At 73.2% G+C, this 25,431-nt stretch carries 20 protein-coding genes; 5 read left to right on the top strand and 15 right to left on the bottom strand.

Going from position 1 to position 25,431, the window contains the following annotated elements; genetic code table 11:
• Positions 1-215 precede the first annotated feature (215 nt).
• From ACFWNV_RS25580 to nirB, 3 genes are all read right to left on the bottom strand, one after another.
• On the bottom strand, positions 216-1,520 hold the full coding sequence (locus ACFWNV_RS25580) for an anaerobic C4-dicarboxylate transporter family protein (protein WP_383951429.1): 1,305 nt from the start codon (positions 1,518-1,520) through the stop codon (positions 216-218).
• A gap of 261 nt (positions 1,521-1,781) precedes the next feature.
• The gene (locus ACFWNV_RS25585) at positions 1,782-3,203 is read right to left on the bottom strand and encodes an MFS transporter (protein ID WP_383951379.1); all 1,422 of its coding nucleotides are present in this window, start codon (positions 3,201-3,203) and stop codon (positions 1,782-1,784) included.
• A gap of 216 nt (positions 3,204-3,419) precedes the next feature.
• On the bottom strand, positions 3,420-6,206 hold the full coding sequence (gene nirB / locus ACFWNV_RS25590) for a nitrite reductase large subunit NirB (RefSeq protein WP_383951382.1): 2,787 nt from the start codon (positions 6,204-6,206) through the stop codon (positions 3,420-3,422).
• 272 nt (positions 6,207-6,478) lie between these two features.
• Between nirB and ACFWNV_RS25595 the strand changes: the two genes are divergently transcribed.
• The 3 genes from ACFWNV_RS25595 to ACFWNV_RS25605 all read left to right on the top strand — a co-directional run bounded on the left by ACFWNV_RS25595 (position 6,479) and on the right by ACFWNV_RS25605 (position 9,746).
• Positions 6,479-7,204, top strand: a complete 726-nt coding sequence (locus tag ACFWNV_RS25595; protein WP_383951384.1) for a sirohydrochlorin chelatase — start codon at positions 6,479-6,481, stop codon at positions 7,202-7,204.
• Between the two features lie 27 nt (positions 7,205-7,231).
• Positions 7,232-8,401: a low temperature requirement protein A gene (locus ACFWNV_RS25600; RefSeq protein ID WP_383951387.1), complete on the top strand. Its 1,170-nt coding sequence runs from the start codon at positions 7,232-7,234 to the stop codon at positions 8,399-8,401.
• 85 nt (positions 8,402-8,486) lie between these two features.
• Complete coding sequence (locus ACFWNV_RS25605; protein WP_383951390.1) at positions 8,487-9,746, top strand: cytochrome P450; 1,260 nt, start codon at positions 8,487-8,489, stop codon at positions 9,744-9,746.
• Between the two features lie 173 nt (positions 9,747-9,919).
• On the opposite strand, the gene ACFWNV_RS25610 is transcribed toward ACFWNV_RS25605, so the two are convergent.
• Positions 9,920-10,414: a DUF5949 family protein gene (locus tag ACFWNV_RS25610; protein WP_383951393.1), complete on the bottom strand. Its 495-nt coding sequence runs from the start codon at positions 10,412-10,414 to the stop codon at positions 9,920-9,922.
• A gap of 57 nt (positions 10,415-10,471) precedes the next feature.
• On the bottom strand, positions 10,472-11,077 hold the full coding sequence (locus ACFWNV_RS25615) for a DUF4352 domain-containing protein (protein ID WP_383951396.1): 606 nt from the start codon (positions 11,075-11,077) through the stop codon (positions 10,472-10,474).
• A gap of 174 nt (positions 11,078-11,251) precedes the next feature.
• Here ACFWNV_RS25615 and ACFWNV_RS25620 point away from each other — a divergent pair, with 174 nt between their 5' ends.
• A complete protein-coding gene (locus ACFWNV_RS25620; RefSeq protein WP_383951399.1) occupies positions 11,252-11,713 on the top strand; it encodes a DUF6299 family protein in 462 nt (153 codons plus the stop codon).
• A gap of 138 nt (positions 11,714-11,851) precedes the next feature.
• On the opposite strand, the gene ACFWNV_RS25625 is transcribed toward ACFWNV_RS25620, so the two are convergent.
• From ACFWNV_RS25625 to ACFWNV_RS25645, 5 genes are all read right to left on the bottom strand, one after another.
• Positions 11,852-12,031, bottom strand: coding sequence for a hypothetical protein (locus ACFWNV_RS25625; protein ID WP_383951402.1), 180 nt, complete (start codon positions 12,029-12,031; stop codon positions 11,852-11,854).
• A gap of 142 nt (positions 12,032-12,173) precedes the next feature.
• A complete protein-coding gene (locus tag ACFWNV_RS25630) occupies positions 12,174-14,330 on the bottom strand; it encodes a SpoIIE family protein phosphatase (protein WP_383951405.1) in 2,157 nt (718 codons plus the stop codon).
• A gap of 5 nt (positions 14,331-14,335) precedes the next feature.
• Positions 14,336-14,683, bottom strand: coding sequence for a hypothetical protein (locus ACFWNV_RS25635; RefSeq protein WP_383951408.1), 348 nt, complete (start codon positions 14,681-14,683; stop codon positions 14,336-14,338).
• Positions 14,684-14,714: 31 nt separating this feature from the next.
• A complete protein-coding gene (locus tag ACFWNV_RS25640) occupies positions 14,715-15,980 on the bottom strand; it encodes an NAD(P)-binding domain-containing protein (protein WP_383951411.1) in 1,266 nt (421 codons plus the stop codon).
• A gap of 108 nt (positions 15,981-16,088) precedes the next feature.
• Positions 16,089-17,402 (bottom strand): ATP-grasp domain-containing protein, encoded by a 1,314-nt coding sequence (locus tag ACFWNV_RS25645; protein WP_383951414.1) that lies wholly within the window; start codon positions 17,400-17,402, stop codon positions 16,089-16,091.
• A 294-nt stretch (positions 17,403-17,696) separates the two neighbouring features.
• Between ACFWNV_RS25645 and ACFWNV_RS25650 the strand changes: the two genes are divergently transcribed.
• Positions 17,697-19,364, top strand: a complete 1,668-nt coding sequence (locus ACFWNV_RS25650; RefSeq protein ID WP_383951416.1) for a glycosyl hydrolase — start codon at positions 17,697-17,699, stop codon at positions 19,362-19,364.
• 14 nt (positions 19,365-19,378) lie between these two features.
• Here ACFWNV_RS25650 and ACFWNV_RS25655 read toward each other — a convergent pair whose 3' ends face one another.
• The 5 genes from ACFWNV_RS25655 to murJ all read right to left on the bottom strand — a co-directional run bounded on the left by ACFWNV_RS25655 (position 19,379) and on the right by murJ (position 25,141).
• Positions 19,379-20,521, bottom strand: coding sequence for a GNAT family N-acetyltransferase (locus ACFWNV_RS25655; protein ID WP_383951419.1), 1,143 nt, complete (start codon positions 20,519-20,521; stop codon positions 19,379-19,381).
• On the bottom strand, positions 20,518-21,231 hold the full coding sequence (locus ACFWNV_RS25660) for a lipopolysaccharide biosynthesis protein (RefSeq protein WP_383951421.1): 714 nt from the start codon (positions 21,229-21,231) through the stop codon (positions 20,518-20,520). The genes ACFWNV_RS25655 and ACFWNV_RS25660 overlap by 4 nt, the downstream gene beginning before the upstream one ends.
• 67 nt (positions 21,232-21,298) lie before the next feature.
• The gene (locus tag ACFWNV_RS25665) at positions 21,299-22,633 is read right to left on the bottom strand and encodes a glycosyltransferase (RefSeq protein WP_383951424.1); all 1,335 of its coding nucleotides are present in this window, start codon (positions 22,631-22,633) and stop codon (positions 21,299-21,301) included.
• The gene (locus ACFWNV_RS25670) at positions 22,630-23,406 is read right to left on the bottom strand and encodes a polysaccharide deacetylase family protein (RefSeq protein WP_383951426.1); all 777 of its coding nucleotides are present in this window, start codon (positions 23,404-23,406) and stop codon (positions 22,630-22,632) included. The genes ACFWNV_RS25665 and ACFWNV_RS25670 overlap by 4 nt, the downstream gene beginning before the upstream one ends.
• The gene (murJ, locus tag ACFWNV_RS25675; protein ID WP_383951432.1) at positions 23,396-25,141 is read right to left on the bottom strand and encodes a murein biosynthesis integral membrane protein MurJ; all 1,746 of its coding nucleotides are present in this window, start codon (positions 25,139-25,141) and stop codon (positions 23,396-23,398) included. Before murJ ends, ACFWNV_RS25670 begins: the two co-directional genes overlap by 11 nt.
• Between the last annotated feature and the right edge of the window lie 290 nt (positions 25,142-25,431).

The following is a 25,431-nucleotide window of genomic DNA, read 5'->3' on the forward strand; positions in this document are numbered from 1 at the left end:
TTGCTTGTATCCATTGCACGCCTTTTGATCGATCATTTGGCGCCGCGTTGGTCCTGAGCTGGGGCCCGAAAGTCCCCTGATCCCCAGCCCCAAGGGTCTCCCATCGGGGCTGACCTGGCACTTTGAGCAGGTCAAAGGTCCATCGTGCGCTTGTGAAAACTTTCACAAGATTCTCGAAAAGGTCTGGCTGAGCAGGCGGAAAGGGGTCGGACCGGTCAGACAATCTGAACCAGAGCGAAGCCTGTGGATACCGCGACGCACGTGGTGATCAGACCGGGCAGCATGAAGGAGTGGTTGACGACGAAGCGGCCGACGCGGGTGGTGCCGGTCCTGTCGAAGTTGATCGCCGCGATGAAGGTGCCGTAGGTGGGGAGGAGGAAGTAGCCGTTCACGGCGGGCCACATCGCGATGAGGAGGGGGGCCGGGATACCGAGGGCAAGCCCGAGGGGCATCAGCGCCTTGGTGGTCGTGGCCTGGCTGAACAGCAGCGCGGAGAGGAGCAGCAGCATGATCGCGAAGAACCAGGGGTGGTCCTGGGCGACCCCGCCGAGCGCGCCGGTGATCCGGGCCTCGTTGGCGCCGATGAAGGACAGCCCCAGCCACGACAGCCCGAAGACCCCGATGACGGCGACGAGGCCTGACTTGGCCACGTCCGTGCCGGGTATCCGCTTGGCGTCGACCTTGCACAGCAGGAGGATCAGCGCGGCCACGGCCATCATCAGGATCTCGATGGTGGCGGGCATGGACAGCGGCCCCTTGGCCGTGTCGGGGCGCAGCGCCGGGAAGAGACCGCTGAGGACGACGGCGAGGGTCCCGCCGAGGAAGAGGTACGCCGACCAGCGCGCCCGCGGCCGCAGCGGCGGGGCGGCTTCGGCCGGGGCCGGAGCCTCGATCTCACCGGCGGCCAGCCGGCGCAGGTACTCGGTGTCCTTGCCGAGCTCCTTGCCGATCCGGGACTGCACGGTGGCCGCGACGAGCACGCCGAGCAGCGTGGACGGCACGGCGACGGCCATGATCCGGGGCAGGTTCCAGCCGTCCCCGTCGAACATCACGATCATGGCGGCCATGGCCGCGGAGACGGGCGAGGCGGTGATACCGAAGGTAGCCGCGATGGAGGCGACCGCGATGGGCCGCTCGGGGCGGACGCCGCCCTCTCGGGCCACGTCGTGGATCACGGGGAGCAGGGGGTAGAAGACGTGGGCGGTGCCGGCGCCCAGGGTGAAGGCCCAGGAGACGAGGGGAGCCACGTAGACCACCCGGCTGGGCTTGCGGCGGATCGCCTTCTCGGCCAGTCCGACGAGGTAGTCGATGCCGCCGGCCGCCTCCATCGCGGCGGCGGCCATGATCACCGCGAGGATGATCAGCATGACGTCGACGATGCCGGAGGTGTCGGCGGGGGTCACCCCAAAGAACGTCGCGAGCACGAAGACCCCGACGGCTCCCCAGAGCCCCATGGCCACCCCGCCCTTGCGGGACCCGAGGGCGATGGCCGCCACCATGACGGCGAGCTGCAGGAACATGCCGAGCACGGGCCTGGCCTTTCAGTCTGTGGGATGACCGGGCCGACCCGGCCCGGAATACAGCCCCGCGGGAAATCCAGCCCCGCCGGCGTTTGAGGCGCGGGGGTCCGGGGGCGGCGCCCCCGGCAGCGGCGCCGCACACGGTCTCGCAGGCGCCTGTAACCGGGTCCGGGGCCGAGCCCCGAAAAGCCCGGGCGGGGTCGGGCGCCGCCGTCTCGGCGACCCCCACCACACCCGGGCCGGCCCGGCCGGGGCTACTGACTAGCTGGGGGCTTCCGCACCCTTGCGGGCGTAGAACCACCAGGCCACGACGACGCAGCTGGCGTAGAACCCGACGAAGCCCCACATCGCGCTGGTCACGGCGAAGTTGGCGAACATCGCCGGGATGAAGAAGAAGCCGTAGGCGGCGATGGCCGCGGTGAATCCGGTCACCGCGCCCGACTCGATCTCGGCCTGCTTCAGGGCCTTCGTGTACTGCGGGGTGCCCTCCGTCAGGCCGGCGAGGTGCTGGCCGCGGAAGATGACCGGGATCTGGCGGAAGGTCGAGCCGTTGCCGATGCCCGAGAAGAAGAACGCCGAGAGGAAGCAGAAGAAGAAGCCGTAGAAGGAGCCGGAGTCGGAGCCGGCCGGCAGGAAGGTGATCACGCCGATGATCGACGCGCCCATGCCCACGAAGGACAGGATCGTCACCCGTGCGCCGCCGAACTTGTCGGCGACCCAGCCGCCCGCCCAGCGGGCCAGCGCGCCGAGCGCCGGGCCCATCCAGGCGTAGGTGGCCACGGAGTACGCCGGGAAGGTCGTCTTGATGAGCAGCGGGAGCGCCGCCGCGAAACCGATGAAGGAGCCGAAGGTGCCGACGTAGAGCCAGGTCATCAGCCAGTTGTGCTTGCGCTTGAAGATGATCTTCTGCTGGCTGAAGGGGGTGGAGGCCACCTTCAGGTCGTTCTGGCCGAACCAGGCGATGGCCGCGAGGACGATCAGGACCGGCACCCAGACGAACGCGGCGTTCTGGAGGTAGATCTCCGAGCCGTCCGCCTTCTTCTGGCCCGAGCCGATCGCCAGGACCGAGGTGGTGATCAGGATCGGGGTGAGCAGCTGGACCACGGAGACGCCCAGGTTGCCCAGGCCGCCGTTGATTCCGGTCGCGTTGCCCTTCTCCTGCTTCGGGTAGAAGAAGCCGATGTTGGCCAGGGAGGAGGAGAAGTTGGCGCCGCCGATGCCGCAGAGCGCGGCGATGGCGACCAGCGTGCTGTAGGAGGTGGTGGGGTCCTGCACCGCGAAGCCCAGCCACAGCAGCGGCACGATCAGCACGACGGTGGAGACCGCGGTGAAGCGGCGCTGGCCGATCATCGGGCCGATGAAGGTGTAGAGGATGCGGGCGGTGCCGCCCGTGATGCCGGGAACGGCGGTCAGCCAGAACAGCTGGGACTGGGAGAAGCCGAAGCCGACGTCCTTGAGGTTGGTCGCCGTGATGCTCCAGACCTGCCAGACCACGAAGGCCACCAGCAGGGCCGGTACCGCGATCCACAGGTTGCGGGTGGCGACCTTCTTGCCGGTGGTCTGCCAGAAGGACGGGTCCTCCGGCGTCCACTCCGTGATCGTGCGACCGGGGCGGTACTGCGCCGGATCGGGCGCCTGCACTCGGCCGGTCGCCGCGCGCGCGTCCTGCTTGGCGGAACTCATGGCATGTCCTGAAGGTTCGAAGGGGCCTGAAGGTTCGAAGGGCCTGGAGGTTCGAAGGGGCCCGAATGTTCGGAGGGGTTGAGAAAAATGAAGCTGAAAGCCCTGACCTTCTTAGGGTCCGCCTACCGGGGGGCCTCCCATCAGGGGAGAACGTCGTGTGGGCGACAGGACAAGGTCCCATCGCCCACAGTGCGTTGGTACGGCGGCCGCAGAGCCTTAAGGCTTGAGGTCCACCAGCGGCAGGGACACCTCGGGGTCGTCCAGGCAGATGCCGGTCCGCAGGTCGAAGACCTGCTTGTGCATCGGCGAGGCCACGACGGGCACCCCGTCGCGCGAGCCCATGATGCCGTTGGCGATGACGTCGGCCCCCGAGAAGGGGTCCCGGTTGCCGACCGCGTAGACCTCGCCCGCGCGGTCCTTGAAGACCGCGGCCTCGGTGCCGTCCGGCAGCACCGCGGTCCGCCCGCGGCCCGGCTCCAGCGCCTGCGCGGCGCCTTCGGCGCCCGCGGCCGCCCCGAAGTCCACGGTCCCGAAGCGCTCCAGCGCCGCCGGGTCCTCCAGGACCGCGGACCACTCGTCCTCGTACGCCGATACGTGGCGCTCCATCTGCGCCTCCAGTTCCGCGCAGAGGCCGAGCGAGTCCTCGATCAGGACGGCCTTCAGGTGGTCCAGGCCGGCGGTGCTGCCGCCGAGCCGCTCCAGCCAGGCCGACGTCCGCTCCAGGCGCTCGCCGGTGCGGATGTAGTACATGAGGAACCGGTCGATCAGCGCGAAGAGCTCGGCGGTGTTCAGGTCGGAGGCCAGCAGGTCGGCGTGGCGCGGGGTCGCGCCGCCGTTGCCGCTGACGTACAGGTTCCAGCCGTTGGCGGTGGCGATGACGCCGATGTCCTTGCCCCGGGCCTCCGCGCACTCGCGCAGGCAGCCGGAGACGCCGCCCTTGAACTTGTGCGGGGTGCGCAGACCCCGGTAGCGCAGCTCCAGGTCGATCGCGAGCTGGATGGAGTCGCCCTGCCCGAAGCGGCAGAAGCGGGCTCCCACGCACGACTTCACCGCGCGCAGGGACTTCCCGTAGGCCTGCCCGGACTCGAATCCGGCGCCGCCCAGGCGCCGCCAGATGTCGGGCAGCTGCTCCTTGCGGACACCGAAGAGGCCGATGCGCTGGGCTCCGGTGATCTTCGTGTAAAGGCCGTAGTCCCGGGCCACCTCGCCCAGCGCGATGACCTGCTCGGCCGTGATCTCGCCGCCGGCGACGCGCGGGATGACCGAGTAGGTGCCGTCCTTCTGGAGGTTGGCGAGGAAGAGGTCGTTGGAGTCCTGCAGGGCCGCCTGCTCGCCCGCCAGGATGTGTCCGATGCCGAGGTCGGGGGCGAGGGTGCCCAGGACGTTCGCGACGACCGGCTTGCAGACGGCGCAGCCCTCGCCGCCCTCGCCATAGGACTCCAGCAGTTCGCTGAAGCTGCGGATGCGCTCGGTGCGGATCTTCTCGTAGATCTCGGCCCGGGTCAGGGTGAAGTGCTCGCACAGTCCGCGGGGCTTCTCGATGCCGGCCGCGGCCAGTTCGGCGTCCAGGACCGCTTGCAGCGTGCCGAGGCAGCCGCCGCAGCCCGTACCGGCCTTGGTGCACTTCTTGATGCCGCCGATGTCGGTGAGGGACTCCGCGACCACCGCCTCGCGCACGCGCCCCTTGGTGATGTTGTGGCAGCTGCACACCACGGCGTCGTCGGGCAGCGCGTCCGCACCGGGCAGCGCCATGCCGTCGCTCGACGGCAGGATGAAGGCCTCCGGCGGGGCCGGCAGCTGCCGGCCGGCGTGCGGCTTCAGCGAGCCGTACGCCTCCGCGTCGCCGACCAGGATTCCGCCGAGCAGCGCACCGTCGGGGCCCAGCAGCAGCTTCTTGTACACGCCCTCGCGGGCGTCGGAGAAGACCACCGAGACGGCCCCGTCGCGGCCCTCGGGGGCGAAGGGGTCGCCGAAGGAGGCCACGTCGGCGCCCATCAGCTTGAGCTTGGTGGAGGTGTCGGCCCCGGTGAAGGTCAGCTCGCCCGCGCCCGCGAGGGCCTCGGCGACGGTCTCGGCCATCTGGTAGCCAGGGGCGACCAGGCCGTACACCTTGCCGTCGACCGTCTGCGCGCACTCGCCGATCGCGTAGACGTACGGGTCGCTGGTGCGGCAGTGGCCGTCCACGACGACCCCGCCGCGGTCGCCCACGGCGAGCCCGCACTCGCGGGCCAGGCGGTCGCGCGGCCTCACACCGGCCGAGAAGACCACGACGTCGGAGCCGATCTCCTCGCCGCTGGTCAGCCGGAGCGCCTGGGCCCGCCCGTCGGGGTGGATCTGCACGCCGGCCGCGCCGACGCCCGTGTGCACGGCGACGCCCATGGACTCGATGGTGGCCCGCAGGGCGGCCGCGCCGCCGTCGTCCACCTGCAGCGGCATCAGCCGGGGCGCGAACTCCACGACGTGCGTGGCCAGTCCGAGCGTGCGCAGCGCGCCCGCCGCCTCCAGGCCGAGGAGTCCGCCGCCGATGACTACACCGGTACGGACCCCGGGGTCCGCGGCGTACGCCGTGAGGGCCTCGACGTCGTCGAGCGTGCGGTAGGTGAAGCAGCCCTCCGCGTCGGCGCCGTCGATCGGCGGGACGAAGGGGTAGGAGCCGGTCGCCAGGACGAGGGCGTCGTAGCCGAGCACGTCTCCGGAGCGGGCGGTGACCGTGCGGGCGGTGGTGTCGATCAGTTCCGCCGGGTCGCCGAGGCGCAGGTCGATGCCGTACTTCTCCAGGAAGCCGGGCTCGACCAGGGACAGCTCCTCACCGGTGGAGCCGGTGAAGGCCGCCGACAGGTGCACGCGGTCGTAGGCCGGGCGCTCCTCCTCGGCGAGGACGGTGACCTGCCAGCCGCCGCGCTCGGGGCGGGTCGGGTCGGCGAGCGCGTCACGCTCGGCGAGCGCCTCCAGCAGGCGGTGCCCCACCATGCCGTGGCCGATGACAACCAGCGTCTGCCCCATGGATCTCACTCCGTGTGTCCCTGTGCCGCGCGGTCTCCGGGAGGCCAGGGCGGCCGGGCGGGGACGCCGCGCGTGCATGCGTTCCGACCTTTCGACGGTAGGTCCGCACCGCGGTCCCGAACGCCCGAAAAGGACCCCTGGGGACGGGGAAACGACCCTTTCCGCACAGGACCTCCGGCCCGCCGCGCGGGCCCTTGGCCAGGCTGCCGGGGGCCCGTACGGCGCCTAGCGTGGGAGGGGGACCCACGGGGTGGATCAGGGAGGCAGACCACATGCTCGTCATCGCCGTCCACGGCAGCGCGGTTCCCGAGGCCGCCGCGACCATCGATCGGCTCGTCGCCGCCGTCGATGCCATCAGCGGGGTGCACGCGCTGGTCGGCCACCTCGACGTGCAGCGCCCCTCGCTCGCCGAGGTCGTGCGCGAGCACCCGCGCGCCGTGGTCGTCCCCCTGCTGCTCGGCGACGGTTTCCACCGCCGCGTCGACATACCCGCCGTCCTGGAGGGCACCGGCTGCGTGCTCACCGAGGGCCTCAGCGGCGAGCGCGACGTCGCCCGCGCCCTGCACGGGAGGCTGCGCGAGGCCGAGCGGCGCCGCGGCCCGTACACCCGGGCCGACGCGGTGGTCGTGGCCGGCGCCGGCTCCTCCCGCCCGGGCGGCAATGCCGGTACGGAGGCCTGCGCGGCCCAGCTCTCCGCCCTGCTGGAGAACGACGACGACGGCGCCTCCCCCGTCCCCGTGCTCCCCGCCTACCTCACCTCCGCCGGACCGACGGTCGACGAAGCCCTGGCCGCCTTCCAGGCCGCCGGGTACCGGCGGATCGCGGTGGCGACGCACCTGCTGGCCCCGGGCCGCTTCACGCGCGCCCTGAACGCCTCGGCCGCCTGGACGGTCTCGGAGCCGCTGGCCGACCACCCGCGCCTGGCCCGGCTCGTCCTGGGCCGGTACGAGTCCGCCCGGGGCACACGGGCCCTGAGGGCCGCGCGCCTCGCCTGCTGAGCCCCGCAGGACTGCTGTCCTGGGCGGATGGCTCTGGCTTACGTACCCATGACCGCCCGCAGCCGGGACGAGGGCCATCGTGCCTCGACCCCGCTGGAGCTGTTCTTCGACCTGTGCTTCGTCGTCGCCATCGCGCAGGCGGGCGCCCAGCTCGTGCACGCGCTGGCCGAGGGACATCCCGGCACCGGGGTGATCAACTACTTCTTCGTCTTCTTCGGCGTGTGGTGGGCGTGGATGAACTTCACGTGGTTCGCCTCCGCCTACGACTGCGACGACGTGCCGTACCGGATCGCGACGCTCGTCCAGATCGCCGGCGTGCTCGTCTACGCGGCCGGCGTGGGCCGGGCGTTCAACGAGAACGACTGGACGGTGGCCGTCATCGGCTACCTGATCATGCGCGTCGCGCTCACCGCCCAATGGCTGCGGGCCGCCTCCGGAGAGCGCGGCGAGGCCCGCACGGCGGCCCTGAAGTACGCGGCCGGGCTGGTCGTGTGCCAGGCCGGCTGGGTGGCGCTGCTGTTCGTCCCGGACGACGCCAAGCACTGGCTGTTCCTGATCCTGGTCGCCGCGGAACTGCTGGTGCCGGTGGTGGCCGAGCGGGGCCACCAGACGCCGTGGCACGCGCACCACATCGTGGAGCGCTACGGCCTGTTCACGATCATCGTGCTCGGTGAGACGATCTCGGCGAGCACGGTGGCCGTGAAGTCGGCGCTCGACGAGCACGAGGCGCTGGGCGAGCTGCTGCCCATCGCGGCGGGCGGGCTGCTCATCGTCTTCGCCGCCTGGTGGATCTACTTCGCGGTGCCGATGCACGAGCACCTGACCTCCAACCGGGAGGCGATCCCGTGGGGGTACGGACACCTGCTGATCTTCGCCTCGGGCGCGGCGATCGGCGCGGGCATCGAGGTCGCGGTCGAGCACGCGGTCGGCAAGGCACACGTCTCGCAGCTCGCCGCGAACGCGGCCGTCACCGTCCCGTCCGCCCTCTTCCTGCTGATGGTCTGGCTGCTGCACTCCCGCCACTTCAAGCGGGGCCTCGCCCAGCAGCTGACCCTGCCGGTCTCCGCCCTCGCGGTGCTGGCCTGTTCGTGGACGGGCACCTACGCCGTCGTGTACGCGGGTCTGGTCGCGGCGGCCACGGTGGTGATCGGGATGGCCCTGTCCGACCGCGCCCCCTCCAGCCCCGCCGGCGTTTGAGGCGCGGGGGTCCGGGGGCGGCGCCCCCGGCAACGGCGCCGCACCGGACCCGTCACCCCCGCGCCCCCGGCACCGTTCTCAGCCCATGACACTCCCCGCACAACGCCCCGGCCAGGACCCCGCCCCCGCCCCCGGCAGGGAATTGGCCGACCCGGCCTTCTGGCAGGCTCCCCCCGCCCACCGGCTTGCCGTCTTCGCCCGCCTGCGGGCCCTGGACTCCCCCGTGTTCGTCCCCGAAGGCGGCGGGCACTGGGCCCTCGTACGGCACGCGGACGTACAGGAGGCGAGCCGGCTGCCCAAAGTGTTCGCCAGCGCGCCCGGGGTGACGACGCCCGAGCCGGCCCGCTGGGTGCGGGCGCTGTTCGGGGACTCGATGGTCAACCTGGACGGCGCCGAGCACGCGCAGCTGCGCAAGATCGTGCAGCGGGCCTTCACCCCCCGGCTGCTGGCGGCCGCCGAGGAGGACATCCACGCGGTGGCGGCACGCATCGTGGACGACGTACTGGACCGGCGGCCGGAGGAGTTCGTCGAGGCGGTGGCCTCGAAGCTGCCCCTGGAGGTCATCTGCAACATGATGGGCATCCCGGAGCACTACCGCGCCGAGATCGCCGACCGCGTCAACCACGCCTCCGAGAACATCGGCGTCGAACGGGGTCTGACGGCCCGGCTGCGGATGCCGGGGCGCGGACTGCGGGCCCTGGCCCGGATGCAGCGGATGGTGGCGGGGATCGGGCGGGAGCGGCGCGAGAACCCGACCGACGACCTGATCTCGGCCCTGGTCTGCGCGAACGTGGACGGCGATGCCCTCGGTGCCCGCCAACTCGGAGCGTTCTTCTCCCTGTTGATGGTGGCCGGGGTGGAGACCACCCGCAACGCCATCACCCACGGCCTGACCCTGCTCACCGATCACCCGGACCAACGGGACCTGCTGGTCGGGGACTTCGAGGCGCACGCGGACGGCGCGGTGGACGAGATGATCCGCCACTCCACGCCGATCATCCAGTTCCGCAGGACGGTCGTCGCCGAACACACCCTGCGCGGCCATGCGTTCGTCCCCGGCGACAAGGTGGTGCTGTACTACGCCTCCGCCAACCGCGACGAGGAGGTTTTCCCCGATCCGGACGCCTTCGACATCACCCGCTCCCCCAACCCCCACCTGGGGTTCGGCGGCGGCGGACCGCACTTCTGCCTGGGCGCGCACCTGGCCCGGGTGGAGATGAAGGCGCTCTTCCGCGAGCTGCTGACCCGCCCGGTGGGGCTGCGCGCCGTCGGCCTGCCGGATCTGGCCGGGTCCAGCTTCGACAACCGGGTCCGCTCGCTGCGCTTCGCCTTCGAACAGCCGTAGGCCGTCTCTTTCGGATCTTGCCGGGCGGCGCGGAAACCAGCGCGCAAGGCGGCCCGGAAGGCGCCCCGGGCAGCGGACCGGGAAGGGCGGACCGGCCACCGAGCAGGCTGGGAGCCCGGCGGCCGGAGCGGGGGCCGACGCGCGGCGGGCGCGCGAGGGGGTGCGAGGGGGGCCTAGCGCTGGATGCGCCGCACGGCGAGGACGGCGTGGGCGCTGTGGTTGAGCACCTCGGTGTCACCCGCGAACGCCTGCAGCGTCTCGGCCGCGACCGGCTGTCCGGGGATCGCCTCCGGCCAGGCGCGGGTGGCGAACAGGAAGTACGCCTGCCCGCTGTCGGCCGCCGCCTTGACCCACTCCGGCGGGGCGATGCACTTCGCGTTCATGCCCGGCAGGGTCAGCGCGATCTGGTTGCCCTCCAGGAGGATCTGCACCGGGAAGGAGGCCGGGTTGCGGACCCCGTCCATCACCACGTCGCCGATGGGCAGGCCGATCTCCTCCAGCAGCCCGCGGGCGGCCGCCTCGCTCGCCTCGGGACCGTCGGGACCGTCCCCGAGGATGTAGGCGAGGAGATAGGGAATGTCGTGGGCCTCTTCGGGGTCGCCGATCCACGCGAGCACCGAAAGGGTGCCGAGCTTGGAGCGGTCGAGTTCGGCCTGGGTAGAAGTCATGCGCCGCACCTTAGTGGCCGTCGGCCCGGCCCTTTGACGCCGTTTCACCCGGGCGGGCTAGACCGCCCAGAATCCACCTCCGGAATTCGCCAGCATGTTCGCGTCCTGGTACTGGAGCCGCACGATGCGCGCGTTTTCCGGAATTTCGAACACCACCCATCCTTCGGCCCGCTCACCGACCGAGAGGGAATCGAAGACGAGCGGTTTGCCGGTCGTGAGCTCGCCCGTGGGCACCACCGGGTGGCGCTGCCCCGCGCCGTCGAGCGCCCACATGCGCCCGAGAGCCCCGTACGAGGCCCCGCCGACGTTGACGAAGGACATCGAGGCCGCCACCCAGCGCTTGCCGGCCGCCGGGGCGAAGTTCTTCTCGACGCTGACCGCCGGATCGACGTAGGCGCCCAGCACCACCTGGAGGTGGCGGCCCACCTCCCGGCCCTTGACCCGTACGGAGTCACCCACATGGGCGTCCTTCGAGGCGGCCCGCGCCACCCCTTCGCGTTCGGCCGCGGGATCGTCCCCGACGCCGGGCGCACCGTCGTCCACCGGTACGGCGGGGGCCGCGGCCGGGGCGAGCGCGGCCCCTTCGGGGGCGCCGGAGCAGGCCGTGGCACCGAACAGCAGGAACGGGAGGAGGGCGGCCGTGGCAAGAGCGGACTGACGCATGCGGGATCCCTTCGGGGATCTTCGGGAACGTATTCCCGCCAGTCTCACGCGCCCGAGCGGGCAATTGCACACACCGACACGAGTCCACGGAACGCATTGACCTCCATATGCCAGCACAATGCGTTCCGGCGGAATTCCGCAACCCCTTGCACACCTCGTCCAACAGGAGGAACGATGGCCACGACCGGCCCCCGCATGGCCCTGGCCGCACTCGCCGCACTGGGCGCCACGGCGGTATTCACCGCCCCCGCGAATGCCGTGCCCGACGGCAGCGCCATTCACGGCGGTGACATTTACGTATCTTCGGAAGCGCACATCGCCCACGACGGAACCATCCACCTTTTCGGTGAATACCACTGCGCCGCGCCGTCACCCTCGGGGACGGTTCAGATCAAGGCGACCATCGAGCAGGAGGACGTCCGGCTCAGCATCGGCGGCGGCGACGCCCAGTGCGACGGCGAGGTGCACGACTGGTCCGCGCACGGCACCCTGCGCCTGACCCCGACCGTGCACGCCGGCGAGGCGCTGGCCAAGGCCGAGCTGCAGGAGATCCGCTTCGGCGGCGGACTGCTGCCCCGGTCGATCGACACGGTCGCGCAGGACGTCCACCCGGTCGAGGTGATCGACCACCGCTAGTGCCGTGACCGGAAAGGTCCACCGGGTCGCGGCGCCCGGCACGGCACTAGCCGCCGCCCGCGGTGCGCACGTACGCCCCGTCCGGTAGCCGCCGCTACCGGGACCCGGGTGTCGGCGAGCCCGCCGACGGCAGACGCGTCAACGGCACGCAGGCGCCTCGCCCGTCATCGACATGAAGGCCACCGTCTGACACCCCGGGTCCGTGTCCGGACGCCCGGTCGACCAGTCCACCGCCGTCGCCGCCCCGGCCGCGCACAGCAGCAGGGCCAGGACGCCCGTCACCGCGCGCCTGCTCAGCCGGCGCACGGGAGGTTCCACAGAAACCGTTCCATGGCGGCATCATCACCCCGCCGCCACCGCCCCACAACTCGAAGTGAGCGCGCGGTCACGTTCCGCACGGTCGCGTTCCATCCGCTCACGGGGCGCCCGCTCACGCGCCGCCCGCTCACGCTCCGCCCGCTCACGGAGCGCTCCGCGCCGCGCTGCCCGCCGCGGAGAACTCGCACCACACCGCCTTGCCGTCGCCCCGGGACTCCACGCCCCAGTGCGTGGCCAGTGCGTCCACCAGCAGCAGCCCGCGCCCCGTGGTCGCCGCCTCGCCCGGGGTGCGCCGCCGCGGCCACACGCTGGAGCGGTCCTTGACCCACAGCCGGATCCGCCGGACCGGTTCGGGCAGCACCTCCATCGTCAGCACCGCTCCGCCATCGGTGTGCAGCAGGGCGTTGACCAGCAGCTCTCCCGCCGCCAGCTCCACGTCGTCGGCGAGCTCCGGCATGCCCCAGTCGCGCAGCGCCTGCCGCAGGGCGTAGCGGGCCTCGGAGAGCCCCTCCGGGTCCGCCTGGTGGACGTACTGGTGGATGCGCGGTGCCCGGTGCGTGCCCGGGTCGGGGGCCCGGCGCAGCACCAGCAGGGCCACGTCGTCGCCGGAGCCCCAGCGCTCCCACAGCCGGTCCGAGAGGTGGTCGGCGAGCGCCCCGGCCTCCTGCGGGCCGCTGCGGACCGCGTGGGCCAGGGCGTCCATGCCCTGGGTGATGGCGGTGCCGGGCTCCTCCACGAGCCCGTCGGTGCACAGCACGAGGGTTTCGCCGGGGACCAGGTCGAGCCGGGTCTCGGGGAACTCCTCCTGCTCGAAGACGGTGGCCAGCCCCAGCGGCAGGCCGCCGCGCACGTTGGGCCAGCCCGTTCGGCCGTCCGTGTGCCGGATCAGCGGTCCGAGGTGGCCCGCGCGGACCGCCCGTACGCCTCCGGTCTCCAGGTCGACCTGCGCGTACATGCAGGTCGCGAACCGTTCGGTGTCCAGCTCGGCGAGGAAGCGGGAGGCGCGCGCCAGCACGGTGGAGGGCGGATGGCCCTCGCCCGCGTAGGCCCGCAGGGCGATGCGGAGCTGGCCCATGATGGCGGCGGCGTGCGTGTCGTGGCCCTGGACGTCGCCCACGACGATGCCGACGCGGTCGCGGGGCAGGGCAATCACGTCGTACCAGTCCCCGCCGACCTCGCGTCCGCTCCAGGCCGAGTGGTAGCGCACCGCGATCTCCCCGCCGGTGATCTCGGGGATCCGCCGCGGCAGCATGGCGGCCTGGAGCATGGTGGCGAACTCGCGCTCCTGGTCGAAGAGGAGCGCCCGCTGGAGCGACTGGGCGACGATGCCCGCCAGGCCCAGGCAGAGGTTGCGCTCCTCGGGGCTGAAGTCGGTGCGGCGCCGGTAGAAGAGCACCAGTCCGCCGATGGCCTCGGCCTGCGCGATGAGCGGGAGGTAGGCGGCGGCGTCGTACTGGATGCGGCTGAGGTAGTCGGCGAGCAGCGGGAACTCGCCCGCCAGCTCCGTCAGCGAGGTGACGAAACGTGCCTTCCGGCTGAGCACCGCCTGCGACAGCGGCAGCGTGCCGTCCAGCCGGGTGAACTTGCGCTCGCTGAGGATCTCCAGGGACTCCCCGCTGAGCGCGATGATCTTGATGTGGCCGCCCTCGACCAGCCCCAGCGCCATCCCGTCGACGCCGAGCCGTTCCAGCGCCCCCGCGCCCGTCAGGGTGGCCGTCACGTCGTCGACCGTCACCGCCCGCGACAGGGCCTCCGTGGTCCGCTGCACGATGGTCGCCTGCTGGGCGCGCGCCGACTCCAGCTTGCGCAGCACCGTGAGGTGGGCCAGCTCGGCCGTCGCGTCCCGGACGATGCCGACGATGCGCACCGGGCGCCCCTCGTCGTCCCGCAGGACCCGGCCCTGGGTGTGCGTCCACTGGTCGCGGCCGTCGCGCCGCTGCACCGTGAAGTACTGGCCGTACGTCTCCTCACCGCCGTCCAGGACGCCCTGGACGGTGTCCCGGAGCCGCGCGGCGTCGTCGACCGGGATCCGCAGCCCCAGGCTGTCGGGGGTGTGGTCGAACTCCTCCCCCTCCAGGTCGAAGACCGCCATCCCGGCCTCGTCCATGTCCATGGTCCCGGCGCCGAGGTCCCACTCGAAGCTGCCCATGCTGTTGAGCGCGAGCCGCTCGCCCGGGCCGATGAGGGGGCCCTGGGCACTGCCCGTGCTCCCGGTGCTCCCGGTGCTCCCGGTGCTCCCCGCGTTGCCGGGGCCCTCCGGTCTCTTGTCGCGTCGCTCCGCCGCTGCCACGAGACTCACACCACCTAACGGCCGGGCCAGCACGGCTGGGAAATGAGCCGCTCCCACTCTTCGTCAGGATGCCCCGGAAGGGTGCGTCCGGCCTCCTGCCAGCGCTTGACGAGGGAGAGGTAGATCATCGAGGGGTCGTACGGGGCCTGTGAATACTGGGCCTGCGGATACGGGGCCTGCGGGTACGGGACCTGCGCGTGCCGGCCGGGTGTGTGCGGGTACGCGTCCTGCGGGTACGTGTCCGGCGCGTACGGGGACTGCCCGTACGAGTGCGGGGGCGCCGCCCTCGTCGTGCCGGGCTGCTCCGCACGGCTGGCCGGGATCCTCACCCAGCCCCGGCCCTGTGCGCGCTCATCGCTCATCGCGACACCTCTCACGTGTGGTGACCGGCTTTCACGCTCTGTGCCCGGCGGCCGGAGCCCGGTCAGGCCGGGGCGTGCCGGTGGAACCCGTCAGCGGGCCACGGGCCCCCAGACGCTTGCGCACTCCTGACACCAGTCTCCCCGCCGTGAAGCCGGCACCGTGCACGAATCGCATGGAAGGGCCGAATGAGGGAGCGGTCAGCAGCCCCGCGAAGAACAACCCGGGCCACGAGGACTCGAACCCGGGACTCAGCTCCGGCGTCCCGCTCTCCCCTACGGTGACCAGCGCGGCCCGCAGCCCCGCGTCGAGCAGCTCCAGCCGGGCCAGGTCCGGGGTGAAGCCGGTCGCCGCGATCACGTGCGCGGTGTCCAGGACCACGGACTCCCCGGCGGGGGTGGACAGCCCGAGCCGGGTCCGCCCGCCCACCGGGACCGCCCGCCGCAACCGGTGCCCGAGCAGGACCGGGACCCGCCGCTCGAAGCGCTCCCGCAGCCACCAGGCCCCGGCCGGGCCCAGTGCGGTCGCCGCGATCCGCTCCCGGGTGGGCGCGGGCAGCCGGCGCACCGCCCAGGGCAGCTCCGACCAGGCCCAGCTGCGCCAGCCCGTGCCGAGGCCGCTGTGCGGATCGCGCAGGGCGCGCAGCGGGGTGCGCCGCAGCGGCTGCGGGACGGTGTTCCAGTTCAGCCGGGAGCGCCGGGCCACCAGGCAGGGCCGGGCCCCGCTCTCCGCGAGCAGGGCCGCGGTCTCCAGGGCCGCCTGCCCGGCGCCGAGCACGGCGACCTCGCGGCCGGCGAAGCGGGTCAGGTCGCGGTGGCCGCTGCTGTGCGAGTAGTGCGCCGCGGGCAGCTCCCGCAGCGCCTCGGGGTACCGGACGAACGGCATCACGCCCACGGCCAGCGCCACCGTCCGGGCGAGCAGCGGCGGCCCCTCGGCGGTGCGGATCAGGAAACCCCCGCCCTGCGGGGTGACTTCGGTGACGGTCGCCTCCTCCACCGGGGGTGCTGCTTGCCGGGCGAACCAGAGCCCGTACGCGCTGAACGTCCCGATGGGCAGCGGAGTTCCGTGTTCGGCGGCGATCCCGCGGCCCGCGCAGTACTCGGCCAGCGTGTAACGCCCGTCGGGCGCCGACAGGTTGGAGGACCACGGCTCCGATTTGAGGTACATGCCCTCGGGCATGTGGTCCCGCCAGGAGGCCATGGGCCGCCCGAGGATCCGCACCCCCAGCCCCGCACCGGCCGCGTGGGCCGCGATCGACAGCCCGTACGGCCCCGCTCCGACCACCACGAGGTCGTCCATCCGTGTCACCGCAGTCCCTCCAGCCTCATGGTTCGTCCCCTGCCACCTGCACGCCGCAACGCCCTGCGTCCTGCGTCCTGCGTCCTGCGCCCCTAAGGCGTCAGCGAGTCACCGCGTCACCAGCTCGTCCGGCTCCGCCGGGGCCTCCGGCGGGGCGGACCGGGTGTCGGACCCGCCGGAAGCGCCGGACCCGCCGGAAGCACTGGACCCGCCGGAGGCCCCCGCCGCGGGCGGGGGCAGCTCCCGGCCCCGCTGGCGCGGGGCGCGGACCACCGCCCGGGCCGTCCGGCGGCCCTGCTCGGGGACCCCGCGCAGCACCCGCAGGCCCTTGAAGGCACCGCGTCCCAGGAAGGCGGCGAGCATCGACAGGAACGGCATCGGGTCGTCGGCCGCGAACCACGCCGCCTCCACCTCCCCGCGCTCCCGGCCCCGGCCCCGGCGCGCGGGGGCGGCCGCGGTGCCCGCCCCGGCGGGCGGGGCCGGGGGGCGGCGCGGGAGCGAACGGCCGCGCACCGCCGCGAGCAGGGCGTAGTTCTCCGCCACGAAGACCCGGCCCGGTCCGCCGGAGGGCTCCGGGACCCGCTGACCCGTCAGGTCCAGGTACATCGCCTGGACCACGTCCAGGCCGCCCGCGTCGGTGAAGAGCCGGAACTGCGCGCCCGGACGCGGGTTGAAGTCCACCAGGCGGAAGACGCCCTGTTCGTCCCGGCGGAAGTCCAGGTCCAGGATCCCCTGGTAGCCGAGCCGCTCGGCGAGCCGCAGGCCCGCCTCCTCCACCGCCGGATCCGGCAGCCACCGCCCGACCGCCGTCAGCCCCGTCCGCACCGGCCAGGACAGCTCCTTGCGCCCGGACCCGGTGAGCAGCGGACGCCCGCCGCGGGCGAACGCCCCGTGGAAGAACCAGTCGGTGTCCGGCCCGGCCGGCAGGAACCGCTGGAGCAGCAGCCGGCTGCCCGCCTCGGCCGAGCGTTCGTACAGCCGCCGCGCCTCGGCGGCCGACTGGAGCAGGGTGGTGCTGCGCAGCCCCGTACCCGCGGGCAGCAGCCACGGCCGGCTCCACTTGGCGATCACCGGGAGCCCCAGCCGCCACGCGGCCTCCGCCGCCTCGGCCCCGCTCGCCGGGATCACGGTCTCCGGGTGCGGTACGTCCCACCGGGCGCAGAGCCGCGACAGCTCGGCCTTGTCCGCCACCCGCGCCGGCAGGTCGTCGGGCTGATGGGGGATCCGGAAACGGTCCGTCAGCATCGGTGCGACGCGGGACACGGCGATCGCGCTGAGGTCGTCCATGGCGATGAGCACCGCCGGACGGCCGATCAGTTCGGAGACCCCGGTCAGGCACTCCAGCAGCGCTTCGGGCGCCTCGGGGTCGAGTCCGCCGGAAGGGCCGGGGTGCACGGCGTGCAGGTAGCGCGAACGCCCCATGGGACCTCCCCCGGCCTCGACGACGGCATGGACCTCCACACCCGTGCGCCCAAGGGATCTGACGGCGCCGAGGGTTCCGTGGTGGAACGGATTCCGATCGAGTCTGAGCAGAACTGCGGGCACTTGGCTGGGATGCGCGTGCATGGGAACGGTGTCTTTCACCTAGTCGGACCAAGCGGGAAGGATGCGCAGGTGCGAATGGCCTATGCGGAGGTCACCGGACAGGCCATTCGTCAGATGTGATGCCTAACGTCTTTGGTAAGCACACCGATTCAGGAAAGCTCGGGAGACGCCATGCCCAGACCACGCCGCCGACTGGCGAGCACCTGCATCGGAACGGTGACGGCCGGACTGCTCGCCACCGGGGCCGCCCTCGCGGCCCCCGAGGAGCAGAGCACCGGGTCCGACATCGCCATGGGTGCCTACCTCGACTACGGGCCGCCCGGAGTGGCCCGCATCCCGTTCCTGTCGAACTGGCTGGGCGGCAAGGAGATCCGGGTCGGTCACACCTATCTGCCCGGTGACCAGTGGGCCGGCATCGAAGGCGGTGTCAGCTTCCTGGACGACTGGGCGCAGTGGCGGCGCCAGCGGGACGACCGGATGTTCGTCCTCAACGTGCCGATGCAGGAGCGGAACGAGGACCGGATCCCCGACCGCCAGGTGGCCCAGCTGATCCGGGCGGGCGCGGAAGGCCAGTACGACCGGCACTTCAAGAAGCTCGCCGAACGGCTGGTGGCGCTGGGCGTCCCGGACACGGTGATCGTGCTCGGCTGGGAGATGAACGGCACCACGTACACCCACCGCTGCGGACCCGATCCGGAGAACTGGAAGGCGTACTGGAAGCGCGTCGTCAACACGATGCGCTCGGTGCCCGGTCAGAAGTTCAAGTTCGATTTCACCCCGAACCGCGGCACGGACGCGATCGGCTGGACCAAGTGCTACCCGGGCGACGACGTGGTCGACATCGTCGGGATGGATTCGTACGACCAGGCTCCCGGCCGGACCTTCGACGACCAGATCAGCCAGCCGTACGGACTCCAGCAGCACGTCGATTTCGCGCGGGCACACGGCAAAGAGATCTCGTACCCGGAGTGGGGGCTGTTCCGCAACGGGGACAACCCGGAGTACGTGCGGCGCATGCTCCAGTGGATCCAGAAGCAGAAGCCGCTCTACCACACGATCACCGACTACTGCCCGCACGGCGTCTGGCAGTGCAAGCAGAACCCGGCCTCGACGAAGGTCTTCCGCGAGGCGCTGACCCCGCAGCGGCCCGACCCGGTCATCCCGACCCCGGTCGTCCCGACCCCCGTGGTGCCCACGCCGGTCGTCCCGACCCCGCAGATCCCCACGCCCGAGATCCCGACGCCGGTCGTCACCCCGCCGGTCGTGCTCCCCAGCCCGGAGGTCCCGAGCCCGGCCGTACCCAGCCCCGTCGTACCCAGCCCCGTCGAGCCCAGCCCGGCCGTCCCGAGCCCCGAGGTCAGCCCGAGCCCGGCCGAGCCGAGCCCGGCCGTCCCCAGTCCGGCTGTCCCCAGTCCGGCCGTCCCGAGCCCGGTCGTCCCGACGCCCTCGCCCGTGGTCCCGAGCCCGGAGGTCCCGGTCGAGCCCAGCCCGGTCGAGCCGAGTCCGGCCGTCCCGAGTCCGGCCGTCCCGAGTCCGGCCGTACCCAGCCCGCTGGTCCCGAGCCCCGAGGTCAGTCCGGTCGTCCCGGAGAGCCCGAGCCCGAGCCCGGCCGTGCCGAAGCCGAGCCCCGAGGTGCCGTCCCCGGCGCCCTCGCCGCTCGTCCCGCAGCCGGAGCCGTCCCCGTCGCCCAAGCCGACGACGCCGCCCGCCCCGCCCGTCAACAGCACGGAGTGGTGCGTGCCGATCAACTTCGGCGAGTGGCTCTCCAAGCTGGTCGGCAAGCAGTCGGTCTGCATCAAGGTCGACTGGGGCAAGGAGTCCGGCTTCTGGCCCTTCTAGGCGGGGCGTCCGGGTCATCGGACCCGCAGTTCGTTGAGCCGCGCCCGCCAGTCCCTGGCGGCCGGCAGCGCCTCCCGCAGCACGTCCACCGCCCGCTCGCGCCCCGTCACCTGCGACTCGTGCAGTCGCAGCAGGGGCGCGAGCGCGGTCGTGGCCATCAGGAAGCGCTGGTTGACCACGGTCCGCGGCCGCCAGTGGTTCTTGTACGGTTCGCTGCCGCGCAGGAAGCTCACCACCGGGCGGCCTTCGGCGAGCGCACGGGTGGTCTCGTAGCGCAGCAGCAGCGTGGCCACGTCCACCTTCCGGTCGCGCAGGTCGGGATCGGCGCCGTAGAGGTAGCCGCCGCTGAGCGCGCCCGAGAGCAGGGTGAGGTTGGCGGCCACCACCTTCCCGTCGAGCCGGAACTCGGCCAGCCGCCCCTCCCCCGCGCGCACCATCCGCCGCGTGGCCCGGGTCAGGTGTTCGGCGAAGCGGGGCCTGAGGTGTTCGGGGGTCACCCCGCGGCCGCGCCACTGCTTCTCGTGCAGCCGCAGCAGGGTGCGTACCGCGCGCGGCACTTCCTGCTCGGTGACCTCGTGCTCCTCGATCCCCGCCGCATCGGTCTTGCGGAGCTTGGCCCGCACCCGCTGGGCGCCGGAGGCCGGCATCCGCTTGACCAGCTCGTCGAAGGGCATGGACGGCAGCTCCATGCAGGTGGAGTCGGTGAGCTTGCTGCCGATCCCGGGCCAGGCCGCGAACACGGCCTCGGCGGCGGCCCCGGGCCGCACCTCGCGCAGGTCGACGACCGCGCCCCGGGCGGCCCGGTGCAGGCCGTTGGCCAGGGCCGGGACCACCTGGTCGGCGTGCTCCGCGGCCACGAGCACGTCGAAGTAGTCGGTGATGCCCCCGCCGAGGGGCACGAGCAGCGGCAGCGGCCGGTGTACGAGCATCAGCGCGGCCGCACCGACCAGCTCCTCCCCGCGCCGCACCAGGACGATGCGGAGCCGGCCGTCCTTGCCGTAGGACAGCCACCAGGAGTGCAGCCAGGCGTGGCTCTGGAACGGAGTGGCGGTGGGACAGCCGCGGACGAGCCGGTTCCACGGCTCCTCCAGCGCGGCGAACTGCCGGGGATCGCGACACAGCGTCACCGACAGGGCCCCGGCGGAGCCGGTGGTCATCGCACCGGCTCCTTCTCCTTGGCCGAGGCGGGCTCGCTCTGCGCGGGCAGCGAGGCGTACTCCTCGACGGTCTCCGCGGCGCTCTCCGTGACGCCCTCCGCGACCGGACCCTCGCCGCGACGCCGGGCGGCGGTGGGCCGGGCCAGCAGCCACAGCCCGCCCAGCAGCCCGCCGGCGCACAGGCCGACCGCCCCGCTGAGGGTGGGGGACGCGGAGGCGGGCTCGCTGGGCGCGACGGCCTGGTTGAAGAGGAGCAGCTGCACACCGGTGTTCTTGGCGGCCTGGTTGCTGCTCAGCGACAGGGCGTCGGCGACGGCGTTGGCGATGTCGGCGGCTTCGCCGGCGCTCTTCGCGGTGCCGGTGATGGCGATCATCGGAGACTCGGGGGAGGTCTCGGCGCGGACCTGGGTCCGCAGCTGCTGCACGCCGATGCCCGCGCGGGGCTGGGCGTACGCGAGGGTCGAACTGCTGGTGGCGATGCGGGCGTAGGCCTGGGCGAAGCCGAGGGCGGTGGCCGGCTCGGTGGTGTCGTCGGGAACCGCGACGACGTAGCTGGTGGCGGCGTACTCGGGCGCCTTGAGCACCCCGTACGCCCCGCCGGCGGCGAGCCCCAGCAGCGCGGCGGCGGGCAGCGGCCACCACGCGGGCGCCGGCAGCAGCCGAACCCGGCGCCGGTGGGTGGACTTCTTCTGGTCGGCGGTGTCCGCCATGTGCGTACCTCTTTCCTGGTGGACGGATGCTTGCTTCGGAGCCCGGTGCGGGCCCCTGCGTGTCGAATCAGCCACTGTCACCACCGGCAGCGGGCACATCCCGCCCCACCGCGGTCACACCCAGCCCCTCCGGCACCGAACTCAGCCCGTCCGGCGTTTGAGGAGCAGGGGTCCGGGGACTGGTCCCCGGCAACGGCGCCGCACGGCCCGAACCGGCCCGGGCCGAATCCAGCCCCGCCGGCGTGTGAGGAGCAGCGACCCGGGACCCGGCCGGCGAGCCGGCCATCGCGTGGTCGTACACGTTCAGCAGCTGCGCCGCACTCCGCGCGATGTCGTAGCGCCGCACCACCCCCGGCGGCGGCAGCCGCTGCGCGCCGGCCTCCATGTGCCCGCGCAGCGCCGCGACGAGCTCCTCGGTGCCGGTGCCGATCCGCCGCGCCCCCGGCGCCTGCGCCGCGGGGAGGTCGTCGATCGCCGGGCAGGTGACGTGCAGCACCGGCAGGCCCGCCGCCAGCGCCTCGATGACCGCGAGTCCGAAGGCCTCCTCGCGCGAGGGGGACACGAACACGTCCATCGCGGCGAGCAGCGCCGGGATCCCCGGGGTCCGCCCGTCGGTGGAGTCGCCCAGCGGATCCCGCTCGCCGAGCAGGTGGATCCGGCTCTGCGCGCCCAGCTCGGCGGCGAGCCGGCGCAGCGCCGCCCGCTCGGGGCCGTCCCCGGCGAGCAGCAGGTGCGCGCCGGGCAGCGCCGCGACCGCCCGGACCAGGACGTCGAACCGCTTGCCCGGCACGAGTCGGCCGACGCCGCCGACCACGAAGGCCCGTTCGGGCAGTCCGGTCCGGGTGCGGGTGGCCCGCCGTACGCCCTCGTCGAAGCGGAACCGCACGGCTTCGATCCCGTTCGGCACCACGTGGACCCGCGCGGCCGGCACCCCCCAGGCCTCCAGGCGGGCCGCGACCGTGTCCGACACGGCCACGGTGGCGGCTCCCAGCCGCTCGCTCGCCAGGTACAGGGCCCGGACCCCGCCCGAGAGCGGACGGCCCTCGATCTCGGCCGCGCCCAGGGAGTGTTCGGTCGCCACGCTGACCCGTACGCCCGCGAGCCGGGCCGCGAGGCGGCCGTACACGCAGGCCCGGTACAGGTGGGTGTGGACCAGGTCGTAGCGGCCGCGCCGGATGAACGTGGCCAGCTTCGGCACGGCCCCCAGGTCGCGGTTGCCGCGCATCCCGAGGTGGACGACGCGGACCCCGTCCGCGCGCAGCCCGTCCGCGACGGGTCCGGGGTTGGTCAGCGTCAGGACGTCGCAGCGCATCGGCATGTGCCGCAGCAGCAGCCGGAGTTGCTGCTCGGCGCCGCCGACGCCGAGGCCGGTGATGACGTGCAGGACCTTTCCGGGGTTCACAGGTTCACCGCCCGGCGCAGCTCCCGCACCTGGTGGCGCACCTGCTTGATGCGCAGCCGCGGGCCGCCGTCGGCCTGGCTGATGTGGGTGCGGGGCAGCGCGTGGGGTCCGGCGAGGCGGCCGGGGTCGATGGCGCAGGCGTAGCCGTATCCGGCGGCCCGGGTCGCGGCGACGACCCGGGCGTCGAGGTGTCCGTACGGGTAGCAGAATCCGGCGGGCAGCGTCCCTGTCAGTTCCCGGATCAGCTCGCGGCTGCCGCGCAGTTCCTGCTGCAGTACGTCGTCGGGGGCCGCGGTGAGGTCCTGGTGGAGCAGTCCGTGCGAGCCGATCTCCTGTCCGGCGGCGGCGACTTCGCGGATGCCCTCGGCGGTGAGGAGGGGCTTGCGGGGGCCCAGCGGGTCCCAGACGTTGTCCACGCCGAGCCGCCCGGGCAGCACGAAGAGGGTGGCGGTGCAGCCGTAGCGGCGCAGCAGCGGCAGTGCGCGGGTCAGGAAGTCGGTGTAGCCGTCGTCGAAGGTCAGCCCGACCAGTCCGGCGCCCCGTCCGGCGGCGCGGGCGCGGAGCAGTTCGCCGACGGAGACCCCGCGCAGTTCCCGGGAGCGCAGCCACAGCAGCTGGGCCTCCAGCGCGTGCGGGGTGACGGTGATGCCGTACGGGTCCTCGGCGGGATCGGTGAACTCGGCGACGGAGTGGTACATCAGGACCCACGGCGAGCCGGTGCGGCGGGCGGGGGCCGCCGCGGCGGGGCGCGCCGTTTCGGTGTCAGCGGACATTGCGGAACCTCTGGGTGAGCTGGGAGGTGAGGTGAGCGGTGAGCTGGGCGAGCTGGCCCGGCAGGGCGGTGACCTCCAGGGCCCGTATGGCCATGCCGGTGGCCCCGAACATGGCCGGGACCAGCAGGCAGCCGAGGGCGGCGCTGACCAGCGGGTCGGGGATCATCGGCCCGGCGATCCAGCCGGTGGCGCAGGCGGCGAGGGCGGCGACGGAGAGCCGGCCGATGCTGATGGCGACCCGGCGGACCTGGATGGCGATGATCCGCGTGCCGAGGCCGGTGAGCAGCAGGACGGCGGTGGTGGAGATGCCGGCGGCGTTGGCGGCGGCGATCCCGTAGATCCCCCACCAGCTGACGGCGAAGGCTCCGGCGACGATGTTGACGAGGAGTCCGGAGCCCATGGCGAGGGCCGGGAACCAGGTGGGCCGGTCGGTGGAGAAGAAGGGCCGCGAGAGCGCCCCGACGAGGCAGTGGCCGAGCAGGCCGAGGCCGTAGACCCGCATGACGGAGGCGGTGGCCTCGGTGTCGGCGTGGGTGAACGCTCCGCGTTCGAAGAGGACTTGGATGATCTGGGGGGCGTAGCCGATGACGAGGGCGGTGCCCATGAGGACGGCGAGGGAGGCGAGCGCGAGGTCCTGCTCGACGCGCCTGCGGGCCTTCTCGCGCTCCCCGCCGGCCATGGCCTGGGCGACGACGGGGAAGGTGACGGTGCAGATCATGAGGGAGAGCACCATCGGCATCTGCGCGACTTTTTGGGCGTAGTTGAGGTGCGAGATGGCGCCGGGCGGCAGCGAGGCGGCGAGGAACCGCTCGACCAGGACCTGGGACTGCCGGAAGACGGCGAAGAAGATCACCGGGGCGATGACCCCGAAGGCGATCAGGGTCGGCCGGTCCCGGTCGCGCTGGCAGCGGGGGGCGCCCTTGGCGCGGGGCGGTCCGAAGCCCACGTTGCGGATGAAGGCGGGCAGTTGGACCAGGGCCATCAGCACGCCGCCGACGGCGACCCCGGCGGCGGCCGCGCGCACCCCCCACAGGGCGTGCAGGGCGACCATGGTCCCGATGATGCCGACGTTGTACGAGACGTAGATGGCGGCGGGCGGCACGAAGGAGCGGTGCGCCCTGAGGGCGGCGCTGAAGTAGCCGGCGATCCCGAAGGACAGCACGGTCAGGGCGGTCATCCGGGTGCATTCGACGGCGAGCCCGGGGTCGGGCAGCCCCGGCGCGAGCACGCCCACGACGAGCGGCGCGGCGACGATGAGCACGGAGGCCACGGCGGCCAGGAGCACGAGCAGCCGGGGCAGCGTGGCGCCCACGAGCAGTCGTACGGGATCCTGCGCGCGGGCCTCCTGGCGGGTGAGCCCGGCCCGGCTGGCGGCCCGGCGGGCCAGGGCGTGGCTGAAGGCGGGCACCATCAGCAGGGCCATGGCGTCCTCGATGAGCAGCGTCGAGGCCATCTCGGGGACGGTCCAGGCGATGAGGAAGGCGTCGCTGTCGTGCCCGGCTCCGAAGAGGTGCGCGATGGTCTGGTCGCGGATCAGTCCGAACACCGCCCCGGCGGCGGTCAGCCCGGCGGTCACGGCGGCGGCCTTGGCGAGCGCCCCGCCGCTGCCCGACCGGGCCCCGTCGGACTTCTCCTCGGGGCCGCCGCCCCGGCGCGGGCCACCCTGGCGCGCGGCTGCGGCACTCGCATCCCGGCCGGTCCCGGCCCGTACGGACCCGGCCGGCGCAGCGCCCAGTACGGAGCCGCGTACGGGCTCCGCGGCGCCCGGCGACCCGCCCGGCGAGGCGGTCCCGACGGCTGCGGATCCGGCAGGCGCCGGCCCCGGAGCGGCAGCGCCCCGGTCGAGCCCCGGGCCGCCGGTGGCCACCACACGGCCCGCTCCGGCGTCCCCGGCGGGGACCGGAATGCCCACGTGCGCGGCGCCGCGTCCGGCGGACAGCGGCCCGCCCGAGGCGGCCACGCGGCTCGCGTTCTCGGCCGGACCCGTGCCCGGCGCGGCCGGGGCCACCGGCGGGTGCGGCGGAC

It is taken from the genome of Streptomyces sp. NPDC058401 (assembly GCF_042722885.1).
Lineage (GTDB): Bacteria > Actinomycetota > Actinomycetes > Streptomycetales > Streptomycetaceae > Streptomyces.